Origin of the sequence: Streptomyces sp. KM273126 (genome assembly GCF_004337435.2) — a bacterium.
Lineage (GTDB): Bacteria > Actinomycetota > Actinomycetes > Streptomycetales > Streptomycetaceae > Streptomyces > Streptomyces acidicola.
Genome location: NZ_SJXB02000001.1, coordinates 4,460,789 through 4,482,794 on the forward strand (window position 1 = coordinate 4,460,789; position 22,006 = coordinate 4,482,794).

At 70.9% G+C, this 22,006-nt stretch carries 23 protein-coding genes; 11 read left to right on the forward strand and 12 right to left on the reverse strand.

Translation table 11 applies throughout. The features are described from left to right. Nucleotides 1-112: 112 nt before the first annotated feature. From E0500_RS19145 to E0500_RS19155, 3 genes are read left to right on the forward strand one after another with little or no spacing between them, the layout of a single operon-like run. Complete coding sequence (locus E0500_RS19145) at nucleotides 113-946, forward strand: AraC family transcriptional regulator (RefSeq protein ID WP_131559611.1); 834 nt, start codon at nucleotides 113-115, stop codon at nucleotides 944-946. 26 nt (nucleotides 947-972) lie between these two features. Beyond that, on the forward strand, nucleotides 973-1,719 hold the full coding sequence (locus E0500_RS19150; RefSeq protein WP_131559613.1) for an AzlC family ABC transporter permease: 747 nt from the start codon (nucleotides 973-975) through the stop codon (nucleotides 1,717-1,719). Then, the gene (locus E0500_RS19155; protein ID WP_131559615.1) at nucleotides 1,716-2,024 is read left to right on the forward strand and encodes an AzlD domain-containing protein; all 309 of its coding nucleotides are present in this window, start codon (nucleotides 1,716-1,718) and stop codon (nucleotides 2,022-2,024) included. Before E0500_RS19150 ends, E0500_RS19155 begins: the two co-directional genes overlap by 4 nt. A gap of 54 nt (nucleotides 2,025-2,078) precedes the next feature. On the opposite strand, the gene E0500_RS19160 is transcribed toward E0500_RS19155, so the two are convergent. Then, nucleotides 2,079-3,047: a hypothetical protein gene (locus tag E0500_RS19160; protein WP_131559617.1), complete on the reverse strand. Its 969-nt coding sequence runs from the start codon at nucleotides 3,045-3,047 to the stop codon at nucleotides 2,079-2,081. Between the two features lie 80 nt (nucleotides 3,048-3,127). Here E0500_RS19160 and E0500_RS19165 point away from each other — a divergent pair, with 80 nt between their 5' ends. From E0500_RS19165 to recX, 4 genes are all read left to right on the forward strand, one after another. Beyond that, nucleotides 3,128-3,322 (forward strand): DUF3046 domain-containing protein, encoded by a 195-nt coding sequence (locus E0500_RS19165; RefSeq protein ID WP_131559619.1) that lies wholly within the window; start codon nucleotides 3,128-3,130, stop codon nucleotides 3,320-3,322. 93 nt (nucleotides 3,323-3,415) lie between these two features. After that, nucleotides 3,416-4,678 (forward strand): AI-2E family transporter, encoded by a 1,263-nt coding sequence (locus E0500_RS19170; RefSeq protein WP_309505100.1) that lies wholly within the window; start codon nucleotides 3,416-3,418, stop codon nucleotides 4,676-4,678. Nucleotides 4,679-4,960: 282 nt separating this feature from the next. Continuing rightward, nucleotides 4,961-6,088 (forward strand): recombinase RecA, encoded by a 1,128-nt coding sequence (gene recA, locus E0500_RS19175; protein ID WP_131559620.1) that lies wholly within the window; start codon nucleotides 4,961-4,963, stop codon nucleotides 6,086-6,088. A gap of 8 nt (nucleotides 6,089-6,096) precedes the next feature. After that, nucleotides 6,097-6,888 carry a recombination regulator RecX gene (gene recX, locus E0500_RS19180; RefSeq protein ID WP_131559622.1) on the forward strand — a complete coding sequence of 264 codons (792 nt, stop codon included), beginning with the start codon at nucleotides 6,097-6,099 and terminating at the stop codon, nucleotides 6,886-6,888. 159 nt (nucleotides 6,889-7,047) lie between these two features. On the opposite strand, the gene E0500_RS19185 is transcribed toward recX, so the two are convergent. The 8 genes from E0500_RS19185 to E0500_RS19215 form a co-directional block, all read right to left on the reverse strand. Continuing rightward, nucleotides 7,048-7,419: a rhodanese-like domain-containing protein gene (locus E0500_RS19185; protein ID WP_309505230.1), complete on the reverse strand. Its 372-nt coding sequence runs from the start codon at nucleotides 7,417-7,419 to the stop codon at nucleotides 7,048-7,050. A gap of 86 nt (nucleotides 7,420-7,505) precedes the next feature. Further along, complete coding sequence (locus E0500_RS19190; protein ID WP_131559626.1) at nucleotides 7,506-8,078, reverse strand: cysteine dioxygenase; 573 nt, start codon at nucleotides 8,076-8,078, stop codon at nucleotides 7,506-7,508. A gap of 84 nt (nucleotides 8,079-8,162) precedes the next feature. Then, nucleotides 8,163-8,249: a putative leader peptide gene (locus tag E0500_RS45435; protein ID WP_399120220.1), complete on the reverse strand. Its 87-nt coding sequence runs from the start codon at nucleotides 8,247-8,249 to the stop codon at nucleotides 8,163-8,165. A gap of 87 nt (nucleotides 8,250-8,336) precedes the next feature. Then, entirely contained in the window at nucleotides 8,337-10,070 is a 1,734-nt protein-coding gene (locus E0500_RS19195; RefSeq protein ID WP_131559627.1) for an FAD-dependent monooxygenase, read from the reverse strand. Nucleotides 10,071-10,274: 204 nt separating this feature from the next. Further along, the gene (locus E0500_RS19200; RefSeq protein WP_131559629.1) at nucleotides 10,275-11,198 is read right to left on the reverse strand and encodes an amino acid ABC transporter permease; all 924 of its coding nucleotides are present in this window, start codon (nucleotides 11,196-11,198) and stop codon (nucleotides 10,275-10,277) included. Beyond that, a complete protein-coding gene (locus E0500_RS19205) occupies nucleotides 11,195-11,863 on the reverse strand; it encodes an amino acid ABC transporter permease (protein ID WP_131559631.1) in 669 nt (222 codons plus the stop codon). Before E0500_RS19205 ends, E0500_RS19200 begins: the two co-directional genes overlap by 4 nt. Before the next feature lie 75 nt (nucleotides 11,864-11,938). Beyond that, a complete protein-coding gene (locus tag E0500_RS19210; protein WP_131559633.1) occupies nucleotides 11,939-12,778 on the reverse strand; it encodes a glutamate ABC transporter substrate-binding protein in 840 nt (279 codons plus the stop codon). A gap of 175 nt (nucleotides 12,779-12,953) precedes the next feature. Further along, nucleotides 12,954-13,730, reverse strand: coding sequence for an amino acid ABC transporter ATP-binding protein (locus E0500_RS19215; RefSeq protein ID WP_131559634.1), 777 nt, complete (start codon nucleotides 13,728-13,730; stop codon nucleotides 12,954-12,956). A gap of 241 nt (nucleotides 13,731-13,971) precedes the next feature. Between E0500_RS19215 and E0500_RS19220 the strand changes: the two genes are divergently transcribed. Together E0500_RS19220 and E0500_RS19225 are read left to right on the forward strand one after the other, a co-directional pair. Beyond that, nucleotides 13,972-14,658 carry a response regulator transcription factor gene (locus E0500_RS19220; protein ID WP_131559636.1) on the forward strand — a complete coding sequence of 229 codons (687 nt, stop codon included), beginning with the start codon at nucleotides 13,972-13,974 and terminating at the stop codon, nucleotides 14,656-14,658. Between the two features lie 9 nt (nucleotides 14,659-14,667). Beyond that, nucleotides 14,668-16,074: a HAMP domain-containing sensor histidine kinase gene (locus tag E0500_RS19225; protein WP_131559638.1), complete on the forward strand. Its 1,407-nt coding sequence runs from the start codon at nucleotides 14,668-14,670 to the stop codon at nucleotides 16,072-16,074. 38 nt (nucleotides 16,075-16,112) lie between these two features. Here E0500_RS19225 and E0500_RS19230 read toward each other — a convergent pair whose 3' ends face one another. Both E0500_RS19230 and E0500_RS19235 read right to left on the reverse strand, forming a co-directional pair. Beyond that, nucleotides 16,113-17,096 carry a TAXI family TRAP transporter solute-binding subunit gene (locus E0500_RS19230; RefSeq protein WP_131559639.1) on the reverse strand — a complete coding sequence of 328 codons (984 nt, stop codon included), beginning with the start codon at nucleotides 17,094-17,096 and terminating at the stop codon, nucleotides 16,113-16,115. A 195-nt stretch (nucleotides 17,097-17,291) separates the two neighbouring features. Then, nucleotides 17,292-18,440, reverse strand: a complete 1,149-nt coding sequence (locus E0500_RS19235; protein ID WP_131559641.1) for a peptidoglycan recognition family protein — start codon at nucleotides 18,438-18,440, stop codon at nucleotides 17,292-17,294. A gap of 167 nt (nucleotides 18,441-18,607) precedes the next feature. On the opposite strand from E0500_RS19235, the gene E0500_RS19240 reads away from it, so the two are divergent. Then, entirely contained in the window at nucleotides 18,608-19,003 is a 396-nt protein-coding gene (locus E0500_RS19240) for a MazG nucleotide pyrophosphohydrolase domain-containing protein (protein WP_131559643.1), read from the forward strand. A 104-nt stretch (nucleotides 19,004-19,107) separates the two neighbouring features. Further along, on the forward strand, nucleotides 19,108-20,616 hold the full coding sequence (locus tag E0500_RS19245; protein ID WP_131559645.1) for a glycoside hydrolase family 3 N-terminal domain-containing protein: 1,509 nt from the start codon (nucleotides 19,108-19,110) through the stop codon (nucleotides 20,614-20,616). Between the two features lie 31 nt (nucleotides 20,617-20,647). Here the strand turns inward: E0500_RS19245 and E0500_RS19250 are convergent, their stop codons facing one another. After that, the gene (locus tag E0500_RS19250) at nucleotides 20,648-22,003 is read right to left on the reverse strand and encodes a glycosyl hydrolase (RefSeq protein WP_220140549.1); all 1,356 of its coding nucleotides are present in this window, start codon (nucleotides 22,001-22,003) and stop codon (nucleotides 20,648-20,650) included. Nucleotides 22,004-22,006 lie beyond the last annotated feature (3 nt).

Genomic DNA, 22,006 nt, shown 5'->3' on the forward strand with positions numbered 1-22,006 from the left:
GCGGTGGCAGTTCGGCTTCCCGATGTGGTGGCTCGGGCGCCTCCGGTTCTCGGGCGTCTCCGGTTGTGGGGTGCGGTGCCGGGACACGCGACCCAGCGGCAGAATCAGAGGCATGGCAGGTTCTGAGCGGGCACGGCACTGGCGATACGGCGAGTTGCCCGGCGTTGACCTGCTGAGGGCCCGGTATGTCGAGAAACGGTTCGTGCGGCACACGCACGAGAACTTCGTGATCGCGGCGATCACCGACGGGGTCGAGGTCTTTCACCACGGTGGGGCCGATCAGTACGCGGGGCCGGGCGCGCTGGCGCTGGTCAATCCCGAGACGCCGCACACGGGGCGCGCGGGTGGGCCGGAGGGGTGGCGGTACGGCGCGGTCTATCCCTCGCCGCAACTCGTGGCGGAGATAGCGGCCGAGACCACCGCGATCCGAGGGACGCCCGGCTTCAGCAACCCGGTGCTCGACGATCCGTATGCCGCCGGGCTGGTGCACGAGGTGCTGCGGGCCGCGGACGAGGGGAACGCGCTCGCCGCCGACACCCTGCTGAGGGTCGTCGTGACCCGGTTGCTGCGCCTCAACGGCGGGCCGTTGCCCCAGCGCGCCGTGCGCACCGCGGGAGCCCGTACGGCAGCACGCGCGCGTGCCGTGCTCGAGGAGCGGATGGCCGATCCCCCGACGCTGGAGCGGCTCGCCGCTGCCCTGGGGGCGAGTCCGTTCGCGCTGCTACGGGCGTTTCGGGAGGTTTACGGGATGCCGCCTCACACGTGGCTGACCGATGCGCGGGTACGGCATGCGCGTCGGCTCCTGGACGCGGGAGTCGCTCCCGCGGAGGCCGCCGTCGCCGTGGGCTTCACCGATCAGCCGCACCTCAACCGACACTTCAGCCGGATCGTGGGGGTGCCGCCGGGGGCGTACCAGAGGGAGCGCAAGAACGTACAAGACCTGTGAGGGCCGGTTCTCCTACCGTCCGGGATGTGGCAGAACAAACAGCTCTCGCAGACATACGTGGTGACAGCGGAGGAAAGCCAGACGCGGCCGTCGTCAGGGACGCCCTCGGCGTCGGGGTGGCGGTCGGGCTGTCCGGGTTCGCCTTCGGGGTGACCTCGGCCGGCAGCGGGCTCACGCTGGTGCAGACCTGTGCGCTCAGCCTCCTGGTGTTCACCGGGGCTTCCCAGTTCGCGCTCGTGGGGGCGCTCGCGGCCGGGGGCAATCCGTTCGCGGCGGCCGCGGGGGCCTTCTTCCTGGGCGTGCGCAACGCCTTCTACGGGCTGCGGCTCTCGCAGCTGCTGGCACTCCCGCGCGCGGTGCGGCCCTTCGCGGCACAGTGGGTCATCGACGAGACCGCCGCGGTCGCGCTCGCCCAGCCCTCGCGGCGTGCCGTCCGGATCGGTTTCGCCGTCACCGGGCTGAGCCTGTACGTGCTGTGGAACCTCACGACGCTGCTCGGCGCGGTCGGTGCCGAGGCCATCGGGGACACGGAGGCATGGGGGCTGGACGCGGCCGGGCCCGCCGTCTTCCTGGCGTTGCTCGCGCCGATGCTGAAGAGCGTCACCGAGAGGGTCGTGGCGGGGCTCGCGGTGGTGCTGGGGCTCGGTCTGCTGCCCGTGCTGCCTGCCGGGCTGCCGGTGCTCGTGGCCGCGCTGGCCGTTCCGGTCGTGCTGTGGGTGCGGGGGCGTCGCGGGGCGACGGCCGAAGGCGACCTGCGGGGGACGGAACGTTGAACATCTGGATCGCGATCGGTGTGACGGCGGTCGGCTGTTATGCCGTCAAGCTCGTCGGCCTGCTCGTCCCCGACGGCGTGCTGGAGCGGCCGCTCGTCCGGCGGCTGGCCGCCCTGCTGCCCGTGGCTCTCCTCGCGGCTCTCACGGCCCAGCAGACCTTCGCCGACGGGCGGGCCCTCGTGCTGGACGCGAAGGCGGCGGGGCTCTCGGCGGCGGCGCTCATGCTGGTGATGCGCGCCCCCTTCCTGATCGTCGTGGGCGCCGCCGTCGTGGTGACGGCTGGAGTGAGGGCGATGGCGGGGTGAGGAACGACCCGGCCCGCACGCGTACGCGTGCGGGCCGTGAAGTCCTCCGGTGCGTTACAGCCGTCCGTACGCGCCAAGTGTGCGCAAGGCCTCGATCGTGACGATCGGGCGGCTCTCCAGGGCGGTTCCGGGCGCCCACTGGCGCTGGGGGTACCGCCCACGCGTTGAGCAGTGGGGGAGGATCGGCCAGCCGCCGTCCTCCTGCTGCTCGCTCACCAGGAAGTCCAGCGAGCGGGTCATCTCCTCGTCGGTGAACCACGCGCGCGCGAGGGAGTCCGGGGTGCGCGCGAAGTCGTGTGGGAAATGGTGCTCGCCCGGCGCGTATCCGGGCGGCACCGGGTACGTCTCCAGGCGGTCCGGGTCCAGCACGGCGAGGCGGTGTTCGCGGACCAGGCGGCCGAGCCGGTCGGCGGCCGCCTGCGCGCGTGAGCGGTCGGGCACCGAGTCCAGGAAGGCCACGGCCGCCTCGATCTCGTACGGATGTGACTTCTCCAGGGACTGGACCGCCTGCCAGCAGAAGTCGGTGGCCCGGAACAGCCACGCGTGCCACACCTCGTTGCGGTGCAGCATGCCCACCACGGGGGCGGTGGCGAGGAGGTCGCCCGGCGGGTTGTCCGCGACGGTGATGAAAGGGGCCGTCGGATAGCCTCGCTGGCCGGGATGGACCGCCGGGAGGGCACCGTCCCGGGTCGACACGGACGTCAGATAGCGGCATACGCGTTCCGCCCGCTGTCCGCCGCAGCGCCCGATCGAGTCCAGGACGCGCAGCGCGTGCCCGGTGTGCAGCGGCTGGCTCACCGGCCCGCGCAGATCGGGTTCGAGCGCGTGGCCGTACCCCTCGTCCTCGTTGCGGTAGGCGGTCAGCGCGGTCTCCACCGCGTCGGCGCTCCCGCCGAGGAAGTGGTACGCGAAACGGCGCTGTTCCAGCACGCGCGCGGTGAGCCAGACGAACTGCTCGGCGCGGGCACGTGGGGAGTGCGCCGGGGGCGTCGGGGAGAGTGGGGGTGCTCCTGATGCGGCCATGCGTCAGACCGTAGGGCGGAAAGCGGTCTCAGCAGGCCGTCCCGGCTCGGCCCGCCCCCCTGGGGCGGGATACTGGAGTCATGCGGTTGACGGTCTTCTGGCAGCGGATGGCGGAACACTTCGGCGCGGGATACGCCGACACGTTCGCGCGCGACCACGTGATGTCCGAACTCGGCGGACGGACCGTGCACGAGGCGCTCGACGCCGGCTGGGAGGCCAAGGACGTGTGGCGTGCGGTGTGCGCGACCATGGATGTTCCGGACGAACGACGCTGACCTGCCCAAAAGCATCGGCTCGGACCTCGGTCGCGGGCGTGAAGATGCGGGGGCGGGGACAGATTGTCGTCGGCGTGGGTGAGACTTGGGTCCGTGGCTCCCACAGACGAGACCGCACAGGTCGACCAACAGGCACCCCCGCTCGGCACCACGCCGCCCGCGCGGCCCCCGTCCGGTGACGACGCGGGGCAGGCGCGCATGCCGCGCTGGCTGCCGCGCGCCATGGTGCTGGCGCTCTCGCTCGTCGCCGTGTTCCAACTGGGCAACTGGGCGTTCCACCAGCTCATCGGGCTGCTGCTCAACATCCTCATCGCGTTCTTCCTCGCGCTCGCCATCGAGCCCGCGGTCAGCTGGATGGCCTCCAAGGGCCTGCGCAGGGGCTTCGCCACCTTCCTCGTCTTCTTCGGCGTGCTGATCGTGGCCGCCGGATTCGTCACACTGCTCGGCTCGATGCTCGCGGGCCAGATCATCCGGATGATCGAGGGCTTCCCCGAGTACCTCGATTCCGTCATCAGCTGGATCAACACGACGTTCCACACCGAGCTGAAGCGGGTGGACATCCAGGAGGGCCTGCTCCGCTCCGACTGGCTGCAGCGGTACGTGCAGAACAGCGCCACCGGAGTCCTGGACGTCTCCACGCAGGTCCTCGGCGGCCTCTTCCGGCTGCTGACGATCACGCTGTTCTCGTTCTACTTCGCCGCCGACGGCCCCCGGCTGCGGCGCGCCCTGTGCTCCGTGCTGCCGCCCGCGAGGCAGGCCGAGGTGCTCCGCGCGTGGGAGATCGCCGTCGACAAGACCGGTGGCTATCTGTACTCGCGCGGCCTGATGGCGCTGATCTCCGGGATAGCCCACTACATCCTGCTGGAGTACCTCGGGGTGAACTACGCCCCCGTGCTCGCCGTCTGGGTCGGCCTGGTCTCCCAGTTCATCCCCACCATCGGCACCTACCTCGCGGGTGCCCTGCCGATGCTGATCGCCTTCACGGTCAACCCGTGGTACGCGCTGTGGGTGCTGGTCTTCGTCGTGATCTACCAGCAGTTCGAGAACTACGTGCTGCAGCCCAAGCTGACCGCCAAGACCGTGGACGTCCACCCGGCGGTCGCCTTCGGGTCGGTCATCGCGGGCACCGCGCTCCTCGGCGCGGTCGGCGCGCTGATCGCCATCCCGGCGGTCGCCACGCTGCAGGCCTTCCTCGGGGCGTACGTGAGGCGGTACGACGTCACGGACGACCCTCGGGTACACGGCCACCACAAGCGGACTCCGGGGAACATCCTCGCCCGCGTGCGCCGACTGCTCGAACCGAAGCGGGAGCGGGAGCGGCAGTTGGAAGCGGAGCCGGAGAACGGGGCTTCCTGACGCGGGCCCGTCGAGCCGGCGCCGTGGCTGCGGTGCCGTCGGATCGGTGCTACTGGACAGTGAACGCGCTCACGGCGCTCTTGCGGGTGCGCTTGACACGAAAATCGAACATCCATTCTTATGGGGGCTCTGGCGGGACTCTCGGCGGGGACTTCGACAGGGTTTTCGCGGAGATGTGCCCGAGTTATCCACAGGCGGGACGGGCGTCGGGGCGCATTGTCAGTGGCAGGCGTTAGCGTCTTTGACGTGAAGCGATCGAATCAAGCAAACCGGGTGGAACCCATGGCAGGAACCGACCGCGAGAAGGCGCTCGACGCCGCGCTCGCACAGATTGAACGGCAATTCGGCAAGGGCGCGGTCATGCGCATGGGCGAGCGGTCGATGGAGCCCATCGAGGTCATCTCGACGGGGTCGACCGCCCTCGATGTGGCCCTCGGCGTGGGCGGTCTGCCGCGCGGCCGTGTCGTGGAGATCTACGGCCCGGAGTCCTCCGGTAAGACGACCCTGACCCTGCACGCGGTGGCGAACGCGCAGAAGGCCGGCGGCCAGGTCGCCTTCGTGGACGCGGAGCACGCCCTCGACCCCGAGTACGCGAAGAAGCTCGGCGTCGACATCGACAACCTGATCCTGTCCCAGCCGGACAACGGCGAGCAGGCTCTGGAGATCGTGGACATGCTGGTCCGCTCCGGAGCCCTCGACCTGATCGTCATCGACTCCGTCGCTGCTCTCGTCCCCCGCGCGGAGATCGAGGGCGAGATGGGCGACTCGCACGTGGGTCTGCAGGCCCGTCTGATGAGCCAGGCCCTGCGGAAGATCACCAGCGCGCTCAACCAGTCCAAGACCACCGCGATCTTCATCAACCAGCTCCGCGAGAAGATCGGCGTCATGTTCGGCTCCCCGGAGACCACGACCGGTGGCCGGGCGCTGAAGTTCTACGCCTCGGTGCGCATCGACATCCGCCGCATCGAGACCCTGAAGGACGGCACGGAGGCGGTCGGCAACCGCACCCGCTGCAAGGTCGTCAAGAACAAGGTCGCGCCGCCCTTCAAGCAGGCCGAGTTCGACATCCTCTACGGCCAGGGCATCAGCCGCGAGGGCGGTCTGATCGACATGGGCGTGGAGCACGGCTTCGTCCGCAAGGCAGGCGCCTGGTACACGTACGAGGGCGACCAGCTCGGCCAGGGCAAGGAGAACGCACGCAACTTCCTGAAGGACAACCCCGACCTCGCCAACGAGATCGAGAAGAAGATCAAGGAGAAGCTGGGCGTCGGGGTCCGGCCGGAGGAGCCCGCCGCTGAGCCGGGCACGGACGCGGCGATCTCCGCCACGGCCACGGACGAGGCCGCGAAGGCGGCACCCGCTCCGGCGTCCAAGGCCGCCAAGTCCAAGGCCGCGACCTCCAAGAGCTGACCAGCACCGTGCCTGACTCAGAAGCGTGGCGAACGGACTGGGCGGAGTACACCTACCCGATCACCCCTGAGGACGAGGGGGAGCACGACGGCCGGTCGGACGGGCACGACAGCTGGTCGGACGGTGGTGCTGCCCGCGGCGGCGATCGTTCTCGTGGCGGGGACCGTGCTCGCGGTGGCGACGGGCCGCGCGACAGGCGTGGCCGTGGGCGCCGCGGACATGGCACCGGCGAGTCGTCCGGCGACCCGCAGGACGGAGGCTCCCCTCACTCGTCGAGGGCCGGGAAGGGGGAGTCCCGAGGGGACCCGGCTGAGCAGGCGCGGGCGATCTGTCTGCGCCTGCTCACCGGGACCCCGCGCACGCGGAAGCAACTCGCGGACGCGTTGCGCAAACGGGAGATCCCCGAGGATGTGGCGGATGAGGTGCTGTCGCGGTTCGAGGAGGTCGGACTGATCAACGACAGCGCGTTCGCGGACGCCTGGGTGGAGTCCCGGCATCACGGCCGAGGGCTGGCCCGGCGGGCCCTCGCCCGGGAGTTGCGGACCAAGGGGGTGGACTCGGCGCTCATCGACGAGGCCGTCGCCCAGCTCGACTCCGAGCAGGAGGAGGCCACGGCGCGCGAGCTCGTCGCCCGCAAGCTGCGCGCCACGCGTGGTCTCGACCGCGAGAAGCGCCTCCGGCGCCTGGCCGGCATGCTCGCCCGCAAGGGGTATCCGGAGGGTATGGCCCTCCGGGTGGTCCGCCAGGCACTGGAGGAAGAGGGGGAGGACACGGAGGGGTTGGGGGACGACGGGTTCTGACCGGGGGCCCGGAGAGGGGATGGCTGGGCCGGCGGTGAGAAGAGAGGGAGCTCACGGAGGGCTCCCTCAAGATGCCCGGCTCTCAGGACGTCACCGGAAACTGGTTCCGCGGGACTCCGGCTCTCGTCACCGGAAACCGGGTCCCTGGGACTCCAGCTCTCAGAACGTCACCGGCAGTCCCGCCGCTCTCCACGCCTGGAAGCCGCCCGCCAGGTCGGTTGCCCGGTGCAGTCCCAGTTGCCGCAGGGACACGGCGGCGAGGCTGGAGGCGTAGCCCTCGTTGCAGATGACCACGATGCGGAGGTCGTGGCTCGTGGCTTCGGGGGCGCGGTGACTGCCCTGGGGGTCGAGCCGCCACTCCAGTTCGTTGCGTTCGACGACCAGGGCGCCGGGTATGAGGCCATCGCGGTCGCGCAGGGCGGCGTAGCGGATGTCGACCAGAAGGGCCTCGCCGGCCTGGGCTGCGTCGTACGCGTCCTTCGGCTCGACCCGGTCGAGCCCCTGGCGGACGCGCTCCAGCAACTCGTCTATACCGACGGGAGGTTCGACGGCAGCCTCAACGGCAGCTTTGACGGATTCTTCGGCTGAGCGTTCGGCGGCGGGGTCGCCCTCGGTGGTCACTGCCAGTCCTCCGGGCGCTCGACCTGCTCCAGGCGCAGTACCGGCCCCGTGCGGCTGTAGCGGCGGATCCGGGGCAGGGGCGGGTAGTAGGCGTGGACGGAGATCGCGTGCTGCTCGCTGGACTCGTTGAGCACCTCGTGCACGTGGTGACGGCCGAACGACCTGCCCTTACCGGTCGGCAACTGCCGTACGCGGTCGACGTCTTCGGTGAGTTCCAGGGTCTTCCAGCCGTCGGTGGGCAGCCGGGCGGCGAGCGAGTTCTCCGTCAGCTCACCGGCGGCGGTGACGAAGGCGCCCACGGAGTCGGCGTGGTCGTGCCAGCCGGTCCCGGTGCCGGGCGGCCAGCCGATCAGCCAGGCCTCGCTGCCGCCGGGACCGTTGAGACGGACCCAGGTGCGGCCCTCGGGGTCGAGGGGGAGAGAGGCGATCAGCTCCGCGTCCGCAGCCGTACGGCGAGCGAAGTCGAGCAGTTCCGCCTGGGTCGGAGCGGAGACCGCAGAGGAAGGAACCGGGGAGGAAGGGGCAGGGGCGGAAGGAGCCGGGGTGGATGCGGTGCGGGATACCGACACGAGTACCGTCCTTGTGACCTGATGAGCGTTCGCGTGGAAACGCGACCCGAGAGCGGGCGCGCGGAGCGGAGCAGGGGTGCGAATTCAGCAGGTCGGACGACACACGCAGCCCGCATAGCGGACGAGGTCCATATGGACCCTCCGCCACAGGCGCACACAGGTGTCGGTCACGATCGGGAGTACACCATGGTCGCGGAGACGGGTCAACTCACCGTCACTATGTGGACCTCAGGGTGACCATGAGTTCGGCCCGGCGGCTCAGCCGGACCCCGCCCCCGCCCCAGCTGCGGTTCCCGCTCCCGTCCCAGCCCCGGCTTCCGCCCCTGCGGCCGCCTCCGGCCTCGGCGGGCCGCCCAGTGCCGCCTCCGCCGCCGCGTACAGGTCCGCCGGGCGTACCCCGCTCAGCGCGGTGACCAGATGGCCGTCCGGACGGATCAGCAGGACCGTGTGCGCGGCCGCGCCCGGGTAGCTCTCGGCGACCAGCAGTTCGGCGGGGCGCGGCAGTGCGGTCACGGCTGCCGCGAGCCGTGGCATGATCCCGGCGCTCACCCAGTGCCTGCGCTCCCATACCCCCGTGCCCGGCGCGATCAGCAGCACCAGCAGCGCCCCGCGCCCGAGCCGGTCCCGCAGCCGGACGAAGGTGCCGTCCTCGGCGGTCACCCGTACGTCGACGACCGGGGAACCCGGGGGCGTATCGACGGCGGTCTCCGACTCGGTGGGTGGAGGCGCGAGCGGTGAATCGGCGTACGCGCCGGGCGCGCCCAGCGGGCCGCGCCCCAGGTGGCCGTCCGTGAGCAGCGTGTCGTGGCCGCGGGACGAGCCGGGCACGTAGGACCGCAGGCCCTTGCTGCCGCGCAGCAGCGGCAGAGCCTGGTCGGCGGCGCGCAGCCGGGCGGCGACGAGCCCGCGCCGCTCCGCCTGGTAGCTGTCGAGCAGCCCCTCGTGGGGGCCGTGGTGCCAGGCCAGGGCCAGCTTCCAGGCGAGGTTGTCGGCGTCCCGCAGTCCCTCGTCGAGGCCATGGGTGCCGAGCGCGCCCAGCAGATGCGCGGCGTCCCCGGCGAGGAAGACCCGGCCGGCCCGCCAGCGGCGGGCGAGGCGGTGGTGGACGGTGTGGACTCCTGTGTCCAGCAGGTCGTACGGAGGGGTCGAGCCCGAACTCCAGCCCGCGAGGGTCTCCCGGATGCGCGCCACCAGCAGGTCCGGGGTGACCAGGTCCTTGCCCGGAGGCAGCAGCCAGTCCAGACGCCATACGCCGTCAGGGAGGGGTCGGGCGGTGATCTCCTCGGCCGAGGGCCCGGACGTCCGCCACGGCGGTGCCCGGTGCAGCAACGCTTCTGCGGGCCAGGGGAGTTCCGTCCGCAGCGCCGCCACGGCGTGCCGCTCCACGGCGGTACGTCCGGGGAAACGGATGTCCTGGAGCTTGCGCACCGTCGAGCGCGGGCCGTCGCAGCCGATGAGGTAGCTGCCCCGCCACCAGGTGCCCTTGGGGCCGCGGGTGTGTGCCGTGACGCCCGACGCCTCCTGCTCGATCGCGTCGAGGCGGTTCTCCACGGCCACCTTGACCAGCCGCTCGTTCGCGAGGGCGGCGCGCAGCGCGCTCGTCAGGACGTGCTGGGCGATATGCAGCGGGGCCGGTCCGGCGGACGCGTCGGGATCGTCCTCGGCGGCACTGGCGGCACTGGCGGCACCCCTGGCGACGCCCTCGGACGCGGTCCCGCCGGGCATGTCGTCGAAGCGGACGTTCCGGATCACCTGCCGGCGGCGCACGGAACGCCATCCGGACCAGACGAGTCCCGCGTCGGTCGGCGGGAACCCGGTCAGCCGGGTCAGGAGCGCGGCCGTGTCCTCGCGCAGGACGACGGTGCGCGCGAGCCGCTGTTCGTCCTTGCCCGGGCTCTCGTCGAGGACCACGGACGGGACCTCCTGGCGCGCGAGCGCGAGGGCGAGCGTGAGCCCGACGGGCCCCGCTCCGACGATGATCACCGGATCCACGGCGCGGTGCCCCCTGCCCGGAGAGGTGTCCTGAGGAATGTTGGGGAACAGCCAGATGGAGCGGCGTGCACGATCACAGAACGTATGCAACCCACTGCCGGTGTTTGCGTCAAGCGACGAAGGCAGTGGCGCGCGCGCCACTGCCTCCGATTGCTCACATGCCGTCAGTTGTTCGATGTACCGACGCCGTTGTGCCGGCGTCGGTCAGGGTTTGTCTCCGACGTCGCCGCCGGTGACCCCCATGAAGCCGCCGCCGTCCGCTCCGGTCGCCGCGGTGCCCGCGACCGCCGCCGCCGGAAGAACCGCTCCGGTCGACTTCTTGCCGCGCCGCAGCCTGTCCTCCAGCCAGCCGGCGAGGCTGGTCAGGATGAAGTTCAGGACGATGAAGATGACCGCCACCACGATGAAGCTGGGGATGACGTTCGCGTAGTTCGCCGCCAGCGTCTTGCGGGAGTTGAGCAGCTCGGTGAAGTTCAGCATGGCGCCGCCGAGCGCCGTGTCCTTCACGATCACGACGAGCTGGCTGACGATCGCCGGCAGCATCACGGTGACGGCCTGCGGCAGCAGGATCGACGACATGACCTGCGTCTTGCGCAGACCGATGGCCTGGGCGGCCTCCGTCTGGCCCTTGGGCAGCGACAGGATGCCCGCGCGGACGATCTCGGCGAGCACCGAGGCGTTGTAGAGGACGAGGCCCGTGACCACTGCGTACAGCGGCCGCTCGTCGCTACTGATCTGCGTGGACTCTGAGTAGAACTGGTTGGCGAAGACCATCAGCAGCAGGACCGGGATGGCGCGGAAGAACTCGACGATCACACCGGCCGGGACACGCACCCACCGGTGGTCCGACAGCCGCGCTATGCCCAGGATCGCGCCCAGCGGCAGGGCTATCACCATCGCCAGGGCCGCCGCCTTGAGCGTGTTGACGAGGCCTGGCAGCAGATACGTCGTCCACGCCTGCGCCTCGGTGAACGGGCTCCACTTGGCGCCCTCCAGCTGGCCCTTGTCGGACATGGTCTGCCAGACCCACCAGAGCAGCAGCACCAGCAGGACGGCGAAGACCACCGCGAAGATGACGTTGCGCCGTTTCGCGCGGGGGCCCGGAGTGTCATAGAGAACGGAGCTCATCGCTTCACCGCCAGTCGCTTGCTCAGCCAGCCGAGGAGGAGACCGGTCGGCAGCGTCAGCACCACGAAGCCCAGGGCGAAGATCGTGGCGATGAGGAGGAGCTGCGCCTCGTTCTCGATCATTTCCTTCATCAACAGAGAGGCCTCCGCCACACCGATGGCGGCCGCGACCGTGGTGTTCTTGGTCAACGCGATCAGGACGTTGGCCATGGGACCGATCACCGTGCGGAACGCCTGCGGCAGCACGATGAGGGTGAGTACCTGGGTGAAGCTGAGCCCGATGGCGCGTGCCGCCTCCGCCTGGCCGACGGGCACCGTGTTGATGCCGGAGCGCAGTGCCTCGCACACGAAGGTCGCTGTGTAGGCGCTCAGACCCAGAACGGCGAGCCGGAAGGACAGCGCGTCGAAGTCGTCGGCGGCGCCCAGGGTCACGCCGAAGACGTCGGCGAGGCCGAGCGAGGTGAACACGATGATGACGGTGAGCGGGATGTTCCGCACGATGTTGACGTAGGCCGTGCCGAAGCCGCGCATCAGCGGCACGGGGCTGACCCTCATACCGGCCAGGATCGTGCCCCAGACCAGGGAGCCGACGGCCGAGAGCAGTGTCAGCTGCACTGTCGTCCAGAACGCCCCTAGGACGTCGTAGCCTTCAAGAAAGTCGAACACGATCTCCCGCGCTTCCGCGTGTGCCGAGGGCGGCGGTGGGCCGGTCCGCCGAGCGGCCCACCGCCGATTCCTGCCTTACTTGACGATGTCGCCGATCTTCGGGGCGGGCTCGTTCTTGTAGTTCGCCGGGCCGAAGTTGGCCTCGACGGCCTTCTCCCAGGAGCCGTCGCTCTCCATCTTCTCCAGGGCCTTGTTGATCTTGTCGACCATCTCGGTGTCGCCCTTCTTGACACCGATGCCGTAGTTCTCGTTGCTCAGCTTGAGGCCGGCCAGCTTGAACTTGCCCTTGTACTGGTCCTGGGCCGCGTAGCCCGCGAGGATCGAGTCGTCCGTGGTCAGCGCGTCGACCGCGCCGCTCGCGAGCCCGTCGAGGCACTCGGAGTACGTGCCGTTCTCACGCAGCTGGGCCTTGGGGGCGATCTCGTTCTTGATGTTCTGCGCGGAGGTCGAACCGGTGACCGAGCAGAGCTTCTTGCCGTTGAGGTCAGTGCCCTCGCTGATGCCCTTCTCGTCGGCACGGACCAGCAGGTCCTGGTGGGCCAGCAGGTACGGGCCGGCGAAGTCCACCTTCGCCTTGCGCTCGTCGTTGATCGAGTAGGACGCCGCGATGAAGTCGACGTCGCCGCGCTGGAGCGCGTTCTCGCGGTCGGCGCTCGGCGTCTCCTTGAACTCGATGTCCTTCTCGTCGTAGCCGAGCTGCTTGGCCACGTAGGTCGCGACGTCGACGTCGAAGCCCGAGAACGAGCCGTCGGGCTCCTTGAGGCCGATGCCCGGCTGGTCGTACTTGATGCCGACGGTGATCTTCTTGCCGCCGCCGTCGCCGCTGTCGCCGCCGTCGTCGGAGCCACACGCGGTGGCGGTCAGGGCGAGAGCGAAGACGGTGGCCGAGGCGGCGGTGACCTTGCGGAGCTTCATGGTGCACGTCCTTTGCGTGGTGAAGAGATGCGGGCCGTCGGTGCGGTGGGGACGCAGGCCGTCGGATGCGGGTGACGTGGGCCGCCGGGGGCCTGGGGTTCAGGTCCTCGGTCAGGTCCCTCAACGGGCCTTCAAGTGGCCCTCAGCGGACCCTCGATGGGCCCTCACTGGGCCCTCAGTGGTGAAGGATCTTCGACAGGAAGTCCTTGGCCCGGTCGCTGCGGGGGTTGCTGAAGAACTGGTCCGGCACGGCCTCTTCGACGATGCGGCCGTCGGCCATGAAGACGACCCGGTTGGCGGCCGAACGGGCAAAGCCCATCTCATGGGTGACGACCACCATGGTCATGCCGTCGCGGGCGAGCTGCTGCATGACCTCCAGGACCTCGTTGATCATCTCGGGGTCGAGCGCGGAGGTCGGCTCGTCGAAGAGCATGACCTTCGGATCCATCGCCAGTGCCCGGGCGATCGCGACGCGCTGCTGCTGGCCACCCGAGAGCTGCGCCGGGTACTTGTCCGCCTGCGTGCCGACACCGACCCGGTCGAGCAGGGCGCGTGCCTTCTCCTCGGCCTTCTGCTTGTCGGTCCTGCGGACCTTGAGCTGTCCCAGCATCACGTTTTCGAGCACCGTCTTGTGCGCGAACAGGTTGAACGACTGGAACACCATGCCGACGTCGGCACGCAGCCGGGCGAGCTCCTTGCCCTCCGCGGGCAGCGGCCGGCCGTCGATCAGGATCTCGCCGGAGTCGACACCCTCCAGGCGGTTGATGGTGCGGCACAGGGTGGACTTACCGGACCCGGAGGGCCCGATGACCACGACGACCTCACCCTTGGCGATGGTCAGATCGATGTCCTGGAGCACGTGCAACGCGCCGAAGTGCTTGTTGACGCTCTTCAGGACGACCAAGTCGCTCGTCCCGGCCACAACGTCCTTGGCCACCGATACTTCGGTCATCGCTTTATGGCTCCGTCCTCCTCGGTTGCGGAGACAGTAGTGACCGGCGCCGACCAGCGTCATTACATCTGAGCGAGAATTGAGCATAACGATCGGGTCGCAGACAGGTACTCCCCGTAGTGGCCGGGCCGGGGAGCGTACCGGCTGGGTAACACCGGGGGATACGCACTTGACGCGGTCCTCCGTCATCGGCGTCACTTCCATGGGCACGTAACGACCGAACGAACCGGAGGGGGCCGGAATGAGACTGCTCCTCGTCGAGGACGACAACCATGTCGCGGCCGCCCTGTCCGCGGTGCTGGCGCGGCACGGCTTCGACGTCACACACGCCCGCAGCGGCGAGGAGGCGCTCCAGGCACTGGTCCCCGAGGGCGCCGGGTTCGGTGTCGTCCTGCTGGACCTCGGCCTGCCCGACCAGGACGGCTACGAGGTCTGCGGCAAGATACGCAAGCGCACCAGCACCCCTGTGATCATGGTCACCGCCCGCTCCGACGTACGGTCCCGGATCCACGGCCTGAACCTCGGAGCGGACGACTACGTGGTCAAGCCCTACGACACCGGGGAGCTGCTCGCCCGTATCCACGCCGTGAGCCGGCGCAGCGTCCCGGACGACACCGCCGTGACCGGGGAGGATGTGCTCCATCTCGGGTCCGTGCGCATCGAGTTGCCGACCCGGCAGGTCACCGTGGACGGTTCCGTCGTGCAGCTGACGCGCAAGGAGTTCGACCTGCTCGCGCTGCTGGCCCAGCGGCCCGGGGTGGTCTTCCGTCGGGAGCAGATCATCAGTGAGGTGTGGCGGACCAGTTGGGAGGGGACCGGGCGCACCCTGGAGGTGCACGTGGCGTCCCTGCGGTCCAAACTGCGCATGCCCGCACTGATCGAGACAGTGCGCGGAGTCGGGTACCGGCTCGTCACCTCCGCGTCATAGCGTGCCCGCGTGCGCACTCGTCTTCTTCCGCTGCTCATCGTCCTCATGGCCGCCGTGCTGCTCGCACTCGGCATCCCGCTGGCGGTGAGCCTGGCGGCCGCGGAGCAGCAGAAGGTGGTCGTCGACCGTATCGACGACACCGCGCGGTTCGCGGCGCTCGCGCAGTACGTCACCGAGCGTCCCAGCGGCTCACGGGTGGACATTCCGGACGAGCGTCGCGACACCCTGCAGAAGGAGCTGGAGCGCTACCACGACGTGTACGGCATCCGGGCGGGCGTCTACGACCGCAACAGGACCCCCATGGCGAACGCGCCGGAGACCTGGCTGGTGCCCGAGGAGGGCGAGGGCCGCGACGCCTACGACGAGGCTCGGCTGGGGCGCCGCAGTCACGACCCGGAGCAGGTGTGGCCCTGGCAGCGGAACCGTCTCGTCGTGGCGTCCCCGGTCATCCGGGACGGTGACGTCGTCGCCGTCGTCGTCACCGACTCGCCGACCGGACACATGCGGTCGGAGATCCTGCACGGCTGGCTGGTCATCTCCACGGGTCTCGTCGCCGCCATGCTCCTCGCCGTCGGGGCCGCGCTGCGGCTGACCGGCTGGGTCCTCAGGCCCGTACGCGTCCTCGACACCACCACGCACGCCATCGCCTCGGGCCGCCTGAAGTCGAGGGTCGCGGTCGCCGGCGGGCCGCCGGAGCTGCGGCGCCTGGCCCGCTCGTTCAACGAGATGGCCGACAACGTCGAGGACGTGCTGGAGCAGCAGCGCGCCTTCGTGGCCGACGCCTCGCACCAGTTGCGCAACCCGCTCGCCGCGCTGCTGCTGCGCATCGACCTGCTCGCACTCGAACTCCCGGAGGGGAACAAGGAGATCGCTTCCGTCCGCACCGAGGGCAAGCGCCTCGCCCAGGTCCTCGACGACCTGCTGGACCTGGCGCTGGCCGAGCACGCCGAGGCGGACCTCAGGCTCACCGACATCGGCGAGCTGGCCGCCGAGCGGGTGGCCGCGTGGGGACCGGTCGCCGAGAGCAAGGGCGTCCGGCTGGCGGGGACCTGCCCGCCCACCACCGCCTGGGCCGACCCGGTCGCCCTGTCCAGCGCACTGGACGCGGTGATCGACAACGCGCTGAAGTTCACCCCCGAGGGCCAGAAGGTGGACGTGGAGGTCGCCTCCAACGGCGAGGCCTCCACCGTCGTCGTCACCGACGGCGGGCCCGGCCTCAGCGACGAGGAACTCGGGCGCATCGGCGACCGTTTCTGGCGCAGTCCCGGTCACCAGAACATCAACGGCTCCGGCCTCGGACTGTCCATCTCCCGTGCCCTCCTCGGCGCGGGCGGCGGCTCGATCGCGTACACCCGCCATAAGCCGCACGGCTTGAAGGTGACCGTCACTGTACCCAGGACGGGGCCGACGTCCTGAGGCCGTGAGGGTGCCGTTTCCGGCGGCGTGGTGGGCTCCTACGGCTTGACGGAGCGGTAGTACCGCCTGGCGCCCTCGTGGAGGGGCAGGGGGTCCGTGTAGATCGCCGTGCGCAGGTCCACGAGCTGGGCCGCGTGGACATGGGAGCCGATGTTGTCGCGGCTCTTGATGACCACGCGGGTGAGCCATTCGGTGAGCCGGGGATCGAGGTCCGAGCGGGTGACGAGCAGGTTCGCCACGGTCAGCGTCTGCACGGGAGCGCCCTGCTGGACGGAGTAGGCGTCGCCGGGCATCACCGACGACCGGTAGTAGCGGGTGGTCTCGCCCTGGACGTGCAGCTCGGTGACGAGGTCGCCGCTGATCGGGATGAACCGGAAGTCGTACACCTCGGCGAGCTTGATCAGACCGCCCGTCGGCAGGCCGCCCGACCAGAAGAAGGCGTCGATCTCGCCGTTCCGCAGCCGGTCCGGGGCCGTCCCTATGCTGTCGCTCCGCGGAACGATGTCCTTCTCGGGGTCCAGCCCGGCTGCCCTGAGCACCCGGGTCGCGATCAGGCGCACCCCGGATTCCGCCCCTCCCACTCCCACCCGCTTGCCCTTGAGGTCCGAGATGTTCTCGATGTCCGACGAGTGGGGGACGACGACCTGCACGTAGTCGTCGTACAGACGGGCCAGTCCGCGCAGCCTGCCGCGGCCGGGTCCCTCGTACGACTCCACGGCGTCGGCCGCGGCGATGGAGAGGTCGGCCTCTCCGCCCGCCACCCGCGTGACGTTCTGCTGGGAGCCGTCGCTCGTCAGCAGCTCCACCTTCAGGCCCGGCATGTCCCTGGCGATGGCCGTGCGCAACCGCTCGCCGTAGTCGTGGTAGACGCCGCTCTGCGGTCCCGTGCTGATCGTGATCGTCCCGGTCGGCGGCTGTTCGCGCGGCCACAGCCACCATGTCAGCAGCCCGAGGACCACGAGCGCGGCCGTCGAGGCCAGCAGCACGCGGTGGGCGCCGATGCGGTGGGGTGCCGGGAACATGCGCGCATCCTGCCAGGTCAGCGAACGTCGGCCAAGGGCCGGGCTCGACCGGGTGCGGGGTCGTGACGAGGGGGTGCGGAAGCGTGACGCGGAGTGCGGAACTCCGGCGCGATCGGTGCCCCAGTACGGTGATGCCGGGCCCGCCGTGGAACGCGGGCCCGGCATCCTCCGGGCCGGTGAAGGGCGGCTGAAGGGTCAGCCGCGGGCCGCCTCGTCGCGGAGCCGGTCGAGCTCGTCGTACATCGTCTGGCCCGGGCACTCCGTGTCGAACCAGTCCCGGTGGCCGGTGATCTCCGGGACCTCCTTCACGTTGCCGTTGACCGGGTTCGTGTACGTGACCGTGGCCTTCGGGTCGACGCCGTGGAGCCGCGTCAGCACGCGGACCAGCCGGGTCAGCGAGGCGCGGGCGGCGTCCGTCGGGCCCTGCTCCGTCAGGGTGCCGAGCAGGGCGATGCCGAGGTTGCCGATGTTGTAGCCGACGGAGTGGAAACCGGTGACCAGCTTGCCGTCCCCGTCGTGCGCGGGCATGCCGTCGTCACCCGAGTAGCGGCCCTCGTAGATGGCGCCCGCCTCGTCGATGAGGAAGTGGTAGCCGATGTCGCCCCAGTCGTTGGTGATGGCGTGGAGCTGGTAGATCGCGCGTACGGTGGCCGCCGGGTCCGGGTCGTCGTTGACCGTGGCGGTGTGGTGGACCGCGATGGTCTGGAACGGGTAGTACGCGGGCGGCGTGTTTTCCGTGCCGTCCGGCTTGAAACGCAGGCTCTCGTCCGCACCCCAGGCCGCCCGCGACAGATAGGCGACACCTCGTACGCGGGTCGTGTCCGAGGGGACGGCGACCTTGCGTCCCGGCCCCTGCTGGGTGTCGAGGGCCAGCGAACGCAGCCTGGTGGACCCGTCGGGCGCCTTCAGCTCGTAGCCGGAGGCCTTGTCGGCGGCGATCAGCAGGGCGCCGCCGTTGGTCTCCGAGCAGCCGCCGGCGCTGAAGTCCTGCCAGGCGCCCTGCGCGCCGTCCGCGTCACGCAGCCGGATGCCGCCGCCGGACACGGCGGAGGTGCCCTCCCAGCGCACGCCCACGTAGCCGATGGGGAACGCGGCCTCGACGGGGGCCTCGCCGGTGGCCGTCTTGGCACGGGTCTCGGGGAACGTCTCCGAGGTCGTGCCCGGCTTGGTGTCCTCGGTGTCGATGGCGGCGTCGCCGTCGGAGCCGTTCGTCGTGGCCATCACGGTCGGTGTGATCACGGCCGCGGCCGTGATCGCGCCCGCGGCACCGATCATGGTGCGCCGGGTCACCCGGGACTTCGCCCGGTGGGCAGGGGAGGTGGGAGGAGTGGGGGGAACTGTCACGGTGGGGTCCTCGACGTTTCTTGGCTGAGATGGTGCGCAGGCCATGCTTGAAGACCCAAGGGAGAGTAGGGGGTTGGGCCGGTGCGGCGCACACCGCCCCCCCGCTACTGGCGGGTTCCGAATTTCGCGCAGGACGGCCGCCGGCGGCGTACCGGTAAGGTCGCCGGATGTACCTCTCGCCAGCCGATCTCGTCCGTGAGTTCCACCACGCCTTCGGGCTCGACGCTCGCACCGAACCGACGGAGGTGGCGCCGGAACTCGCCGCCCACCGGGGCGAGTTGCTCGCGGAGGAGGCTTCCGAGGCCGCCGAGGTGGCGGTGGCGGGCCCGCTCGACCGGCTGGCGCACGAACTCGCGGACGTCGTGTACGTGGCGTACGGCACCGCCCTCGTCCACGGGATCGACCTCGACGCGGTGATCGCCGAGGTCCACCGCTCCAACATGACCAAGCTGGGCCCTGACGGCAGGGTCACCCGCCGCGAGGACGGCAAGGTCCTCAAGGGGGAGCACTACCGGGCGCCGGACGTGTCGGGGGTGCTGCGGAGCCAGGGGTGGAAGGGGTAGGGCGCTCGCTCCCTGTGCTCCTTGCGGAAGCGTCGCACCCGGGCTCCGCTCCGGTTGAATGATTCACCTTGTGGGCTGGAATTGGTGGCTTCTATCATCGGATCATGACCCACCCCGAGCACGCGCACGACCGACCGGACCTGCCGGCCGACCTGGACGAGGCCGCCCATCGCTGCCTCGTCGCCGGGTTCGAGGGCACCACGGCGGTCCCCGACGACCTGAAGCGGCTCATCGAGCGCGGACTCGGCGGGGTCATCCTCTTCACCCGCAACGTGCGCGACGCCGACCAGCTCCGCGGCCTCACCGAGCGCCTGCGGGAACTGCGCCCCGACCTGCTCGTCGCCATCGACAACGAGGGCGGCGGCATCGGCCACCTGGTGGGCGCGGGCGCACCCGAGGTCCCCGGCAACTTCGCACTCGGCGTGGTCGACGACACCGAGTTGACCGCGCGCTGCGCCGACGCGCTCGCCGGGCACCTGGCCTCGCTCGGCATCACCGCGTCGTACGCCCCCGTCGCCGACCTCCAGCACCAGCCGCGCAACCCGATCGTGCGCACCCGCTCCTTCGGAGCCGACCCCGCGCTCGTCTCCCGCCAGCTGCGCGCCTGGATCACCGCCACCGAGGCGCGCGGTGTCGCCTCCTGTGCCAAGCACTTCCCCGGGCACGGCGGCACCGAGACCGACAGCCACCATGACATGGCCGTCGACCCCCGCCCGTACGGCGAACTCGCCCACGACATCGAGCCGTTCCGGGCGGCCGTCGCCGCGGGCGTCCCGATGCTCATGAGCGCGCACGTGGTCTACCCGGCCCTTGACCCCGGGCGGCCCGCCACCCTCAGCCCGCGCATCCTGGGCGAACTGCTCCGCGGCGACCTCGGGTTCGACGGCGTCCTCGTCAGCGACGCCCTGGAGATGAAGGCGATCTCCGACCGCTACGGAGAGGCCGCCGGAGCGCGGCTCGCCCTCGCCGCCGGGGTCGACCAGGTCGTCGTCGCGGTGGCGGACCTGGACGTCACCCTCGCCTGCCGGAACGCGGTGCTCCAGGCGCTCCGGGCCGGTGAGTTGCCGGCGGAGCGCGTGCTGGAGGCCGCGGGGCGGGTCCGGCGGCTGGCCCGGCGCTACGCCACCCCGGGGGTGAGCGGCCCGTGGGACGCCGGCGCCGGGCTGGAGGCGGCCCGCCGTGCCGTACGCGGCCGGGCGCTGCCGGGGCCCGTGCGGGGCGCCCATGTCGTCGACCTGTTCCCGCCCCCGCATCCCGCACTCAACTGGGGCGGTGAGGACCTGCTGACCGAGGTGCGCGCGCTCGACCCCACGGCCACCGGGACGGCGGTCACCGAGGAGCCCGCGGACCCGGCGGGGCTCGTCGCCGAGGTGCTGCGGGGCGCCGAGGGATCGCCGCTGGTGGTCGCCACGTACGACGCCGGGCTGCACCCCTGGCAGCACCGGCTCCGTGACGCGCTGCTGGCCGGGCGGCCTGATGCGGTGCGGGTGGCGACGGGGTTGCCGGAGCCGGGAAACGCAGGAGACGCAGCGGGCGAGGCAGGCGGGCTCTGCTCGTACGGGCGGGGGCGCGTGAACCTGCGGGCGGTCGCGGAGGTCCTCACGGGCGGGTGAGCATCATCCGGCCTTCATGGGCGGGTGAGCGTCATCCCGCCCTCACGAGCTCCGTGATCCCCCGGGCCGCGAGGTACCCGGCGTCGTCCGCGCGTCCGGCGAGGACCACGGCGGGGCGGGCGCCCTCGGTGCACAGACGCATCCACGTCTCGAAGTACGTGCCGCCCGGACCGGAGACGGACCGTGTGCCCGGTGCGCAGTCCAGGACCAGGGCGGTGGTGCGCGGTTCGGGAGCGGGAGGCTCGGCGCGCAGTCCGGTGACTGTCTCGGCGAGGGCCGCGGCGATCGGCTTGGCCCGGCCGGAGGAGTCGAACAGGCCCAGGGTGTACTCCAGTTCCGGGTAGTCGGCCAGGGCGCGGTCCACATCGTGGGAGCACCACCACGTCACGCCCCACAGCCCGGCGCACCCGGCCGCGTTCAGCACGGTCGCGCGGGCGAACTCCGGGGCGTCGACCGCGGGGATGTGCGGCTCGGGCGCCCCCGTCTCCTGGACCCAGACGGGCCGGTCCACGTCCACGGCGTACGCCTTGGCGAGCTCCACGCCGTACTCGGCGAGGTGCAGCACCTGCGGGGAGCGGGGACCGTAACGGCGCGCGCAGTCACCGGAGAAGACCCAGGGGTGGACGGTCGTCAGGTCACCCTTGCGGGCCGAGGCCTCCGGGGTGAACGGATGGTCGTCGCCGTACCAGGCCGCGTCGAACGCGGAGTGCGTGACCAGGCGGCCGGGCGGGGCCGCGGAGAGGCCGTCGCGGGCGGCGGCGAGGAGGGTGTCGAGATAGTGGTCCACCTGCTCGGGTGTGACCGGGTTGTGCTCGACCAGGTTGTTGAGCTCGTTGCCGAGCTGGAGGCCTATGAGATGGGGGCGGTCGGCGAGGGCGCGGCCGAGGGTCTTGAGCAGCCGTGCCTGGGCGTCGAGGGCGTCGGGGTCGGTGAACACGTTGCGGTGGTGCCAGCTGCGGGTCCACTCCGGGTAGAAGTCGAAGCTCGACAGGTGGCCCTGCACGCCGTCCACCATGACGTCGAGGCCCGTCTCGCCCGCCAGGTCGACGAGCCGGACCAGCTGGTCGACGGCCGCGGTGCGGATCAGCGTGCGATTGGGCTGCAGGAGCGGCCAGAGGTGGAACACCCGGACGTGGTCCAGGCCGAGCCCGGCTATCTGCGCCAGGTCCTCACGGGCGTGTGCCTCGTCGAAGTCGTGCCAGGAGTGGAACCAGCCGCGGCGCGGTGTGTAGTTGACGCCGAACCGGAGAGGCGGCGCGGGGGACGGTGCGGGCGCGGGGGGAGTACTGATGGGGTCCTCCTCGAAGCATGCGCTGCGTGCGCCGACGCGGGCGGGTCCGGTCGGGTCTGGTCGGGTCTTGTCCCCGGCGAATGTATCAACCACCATAGT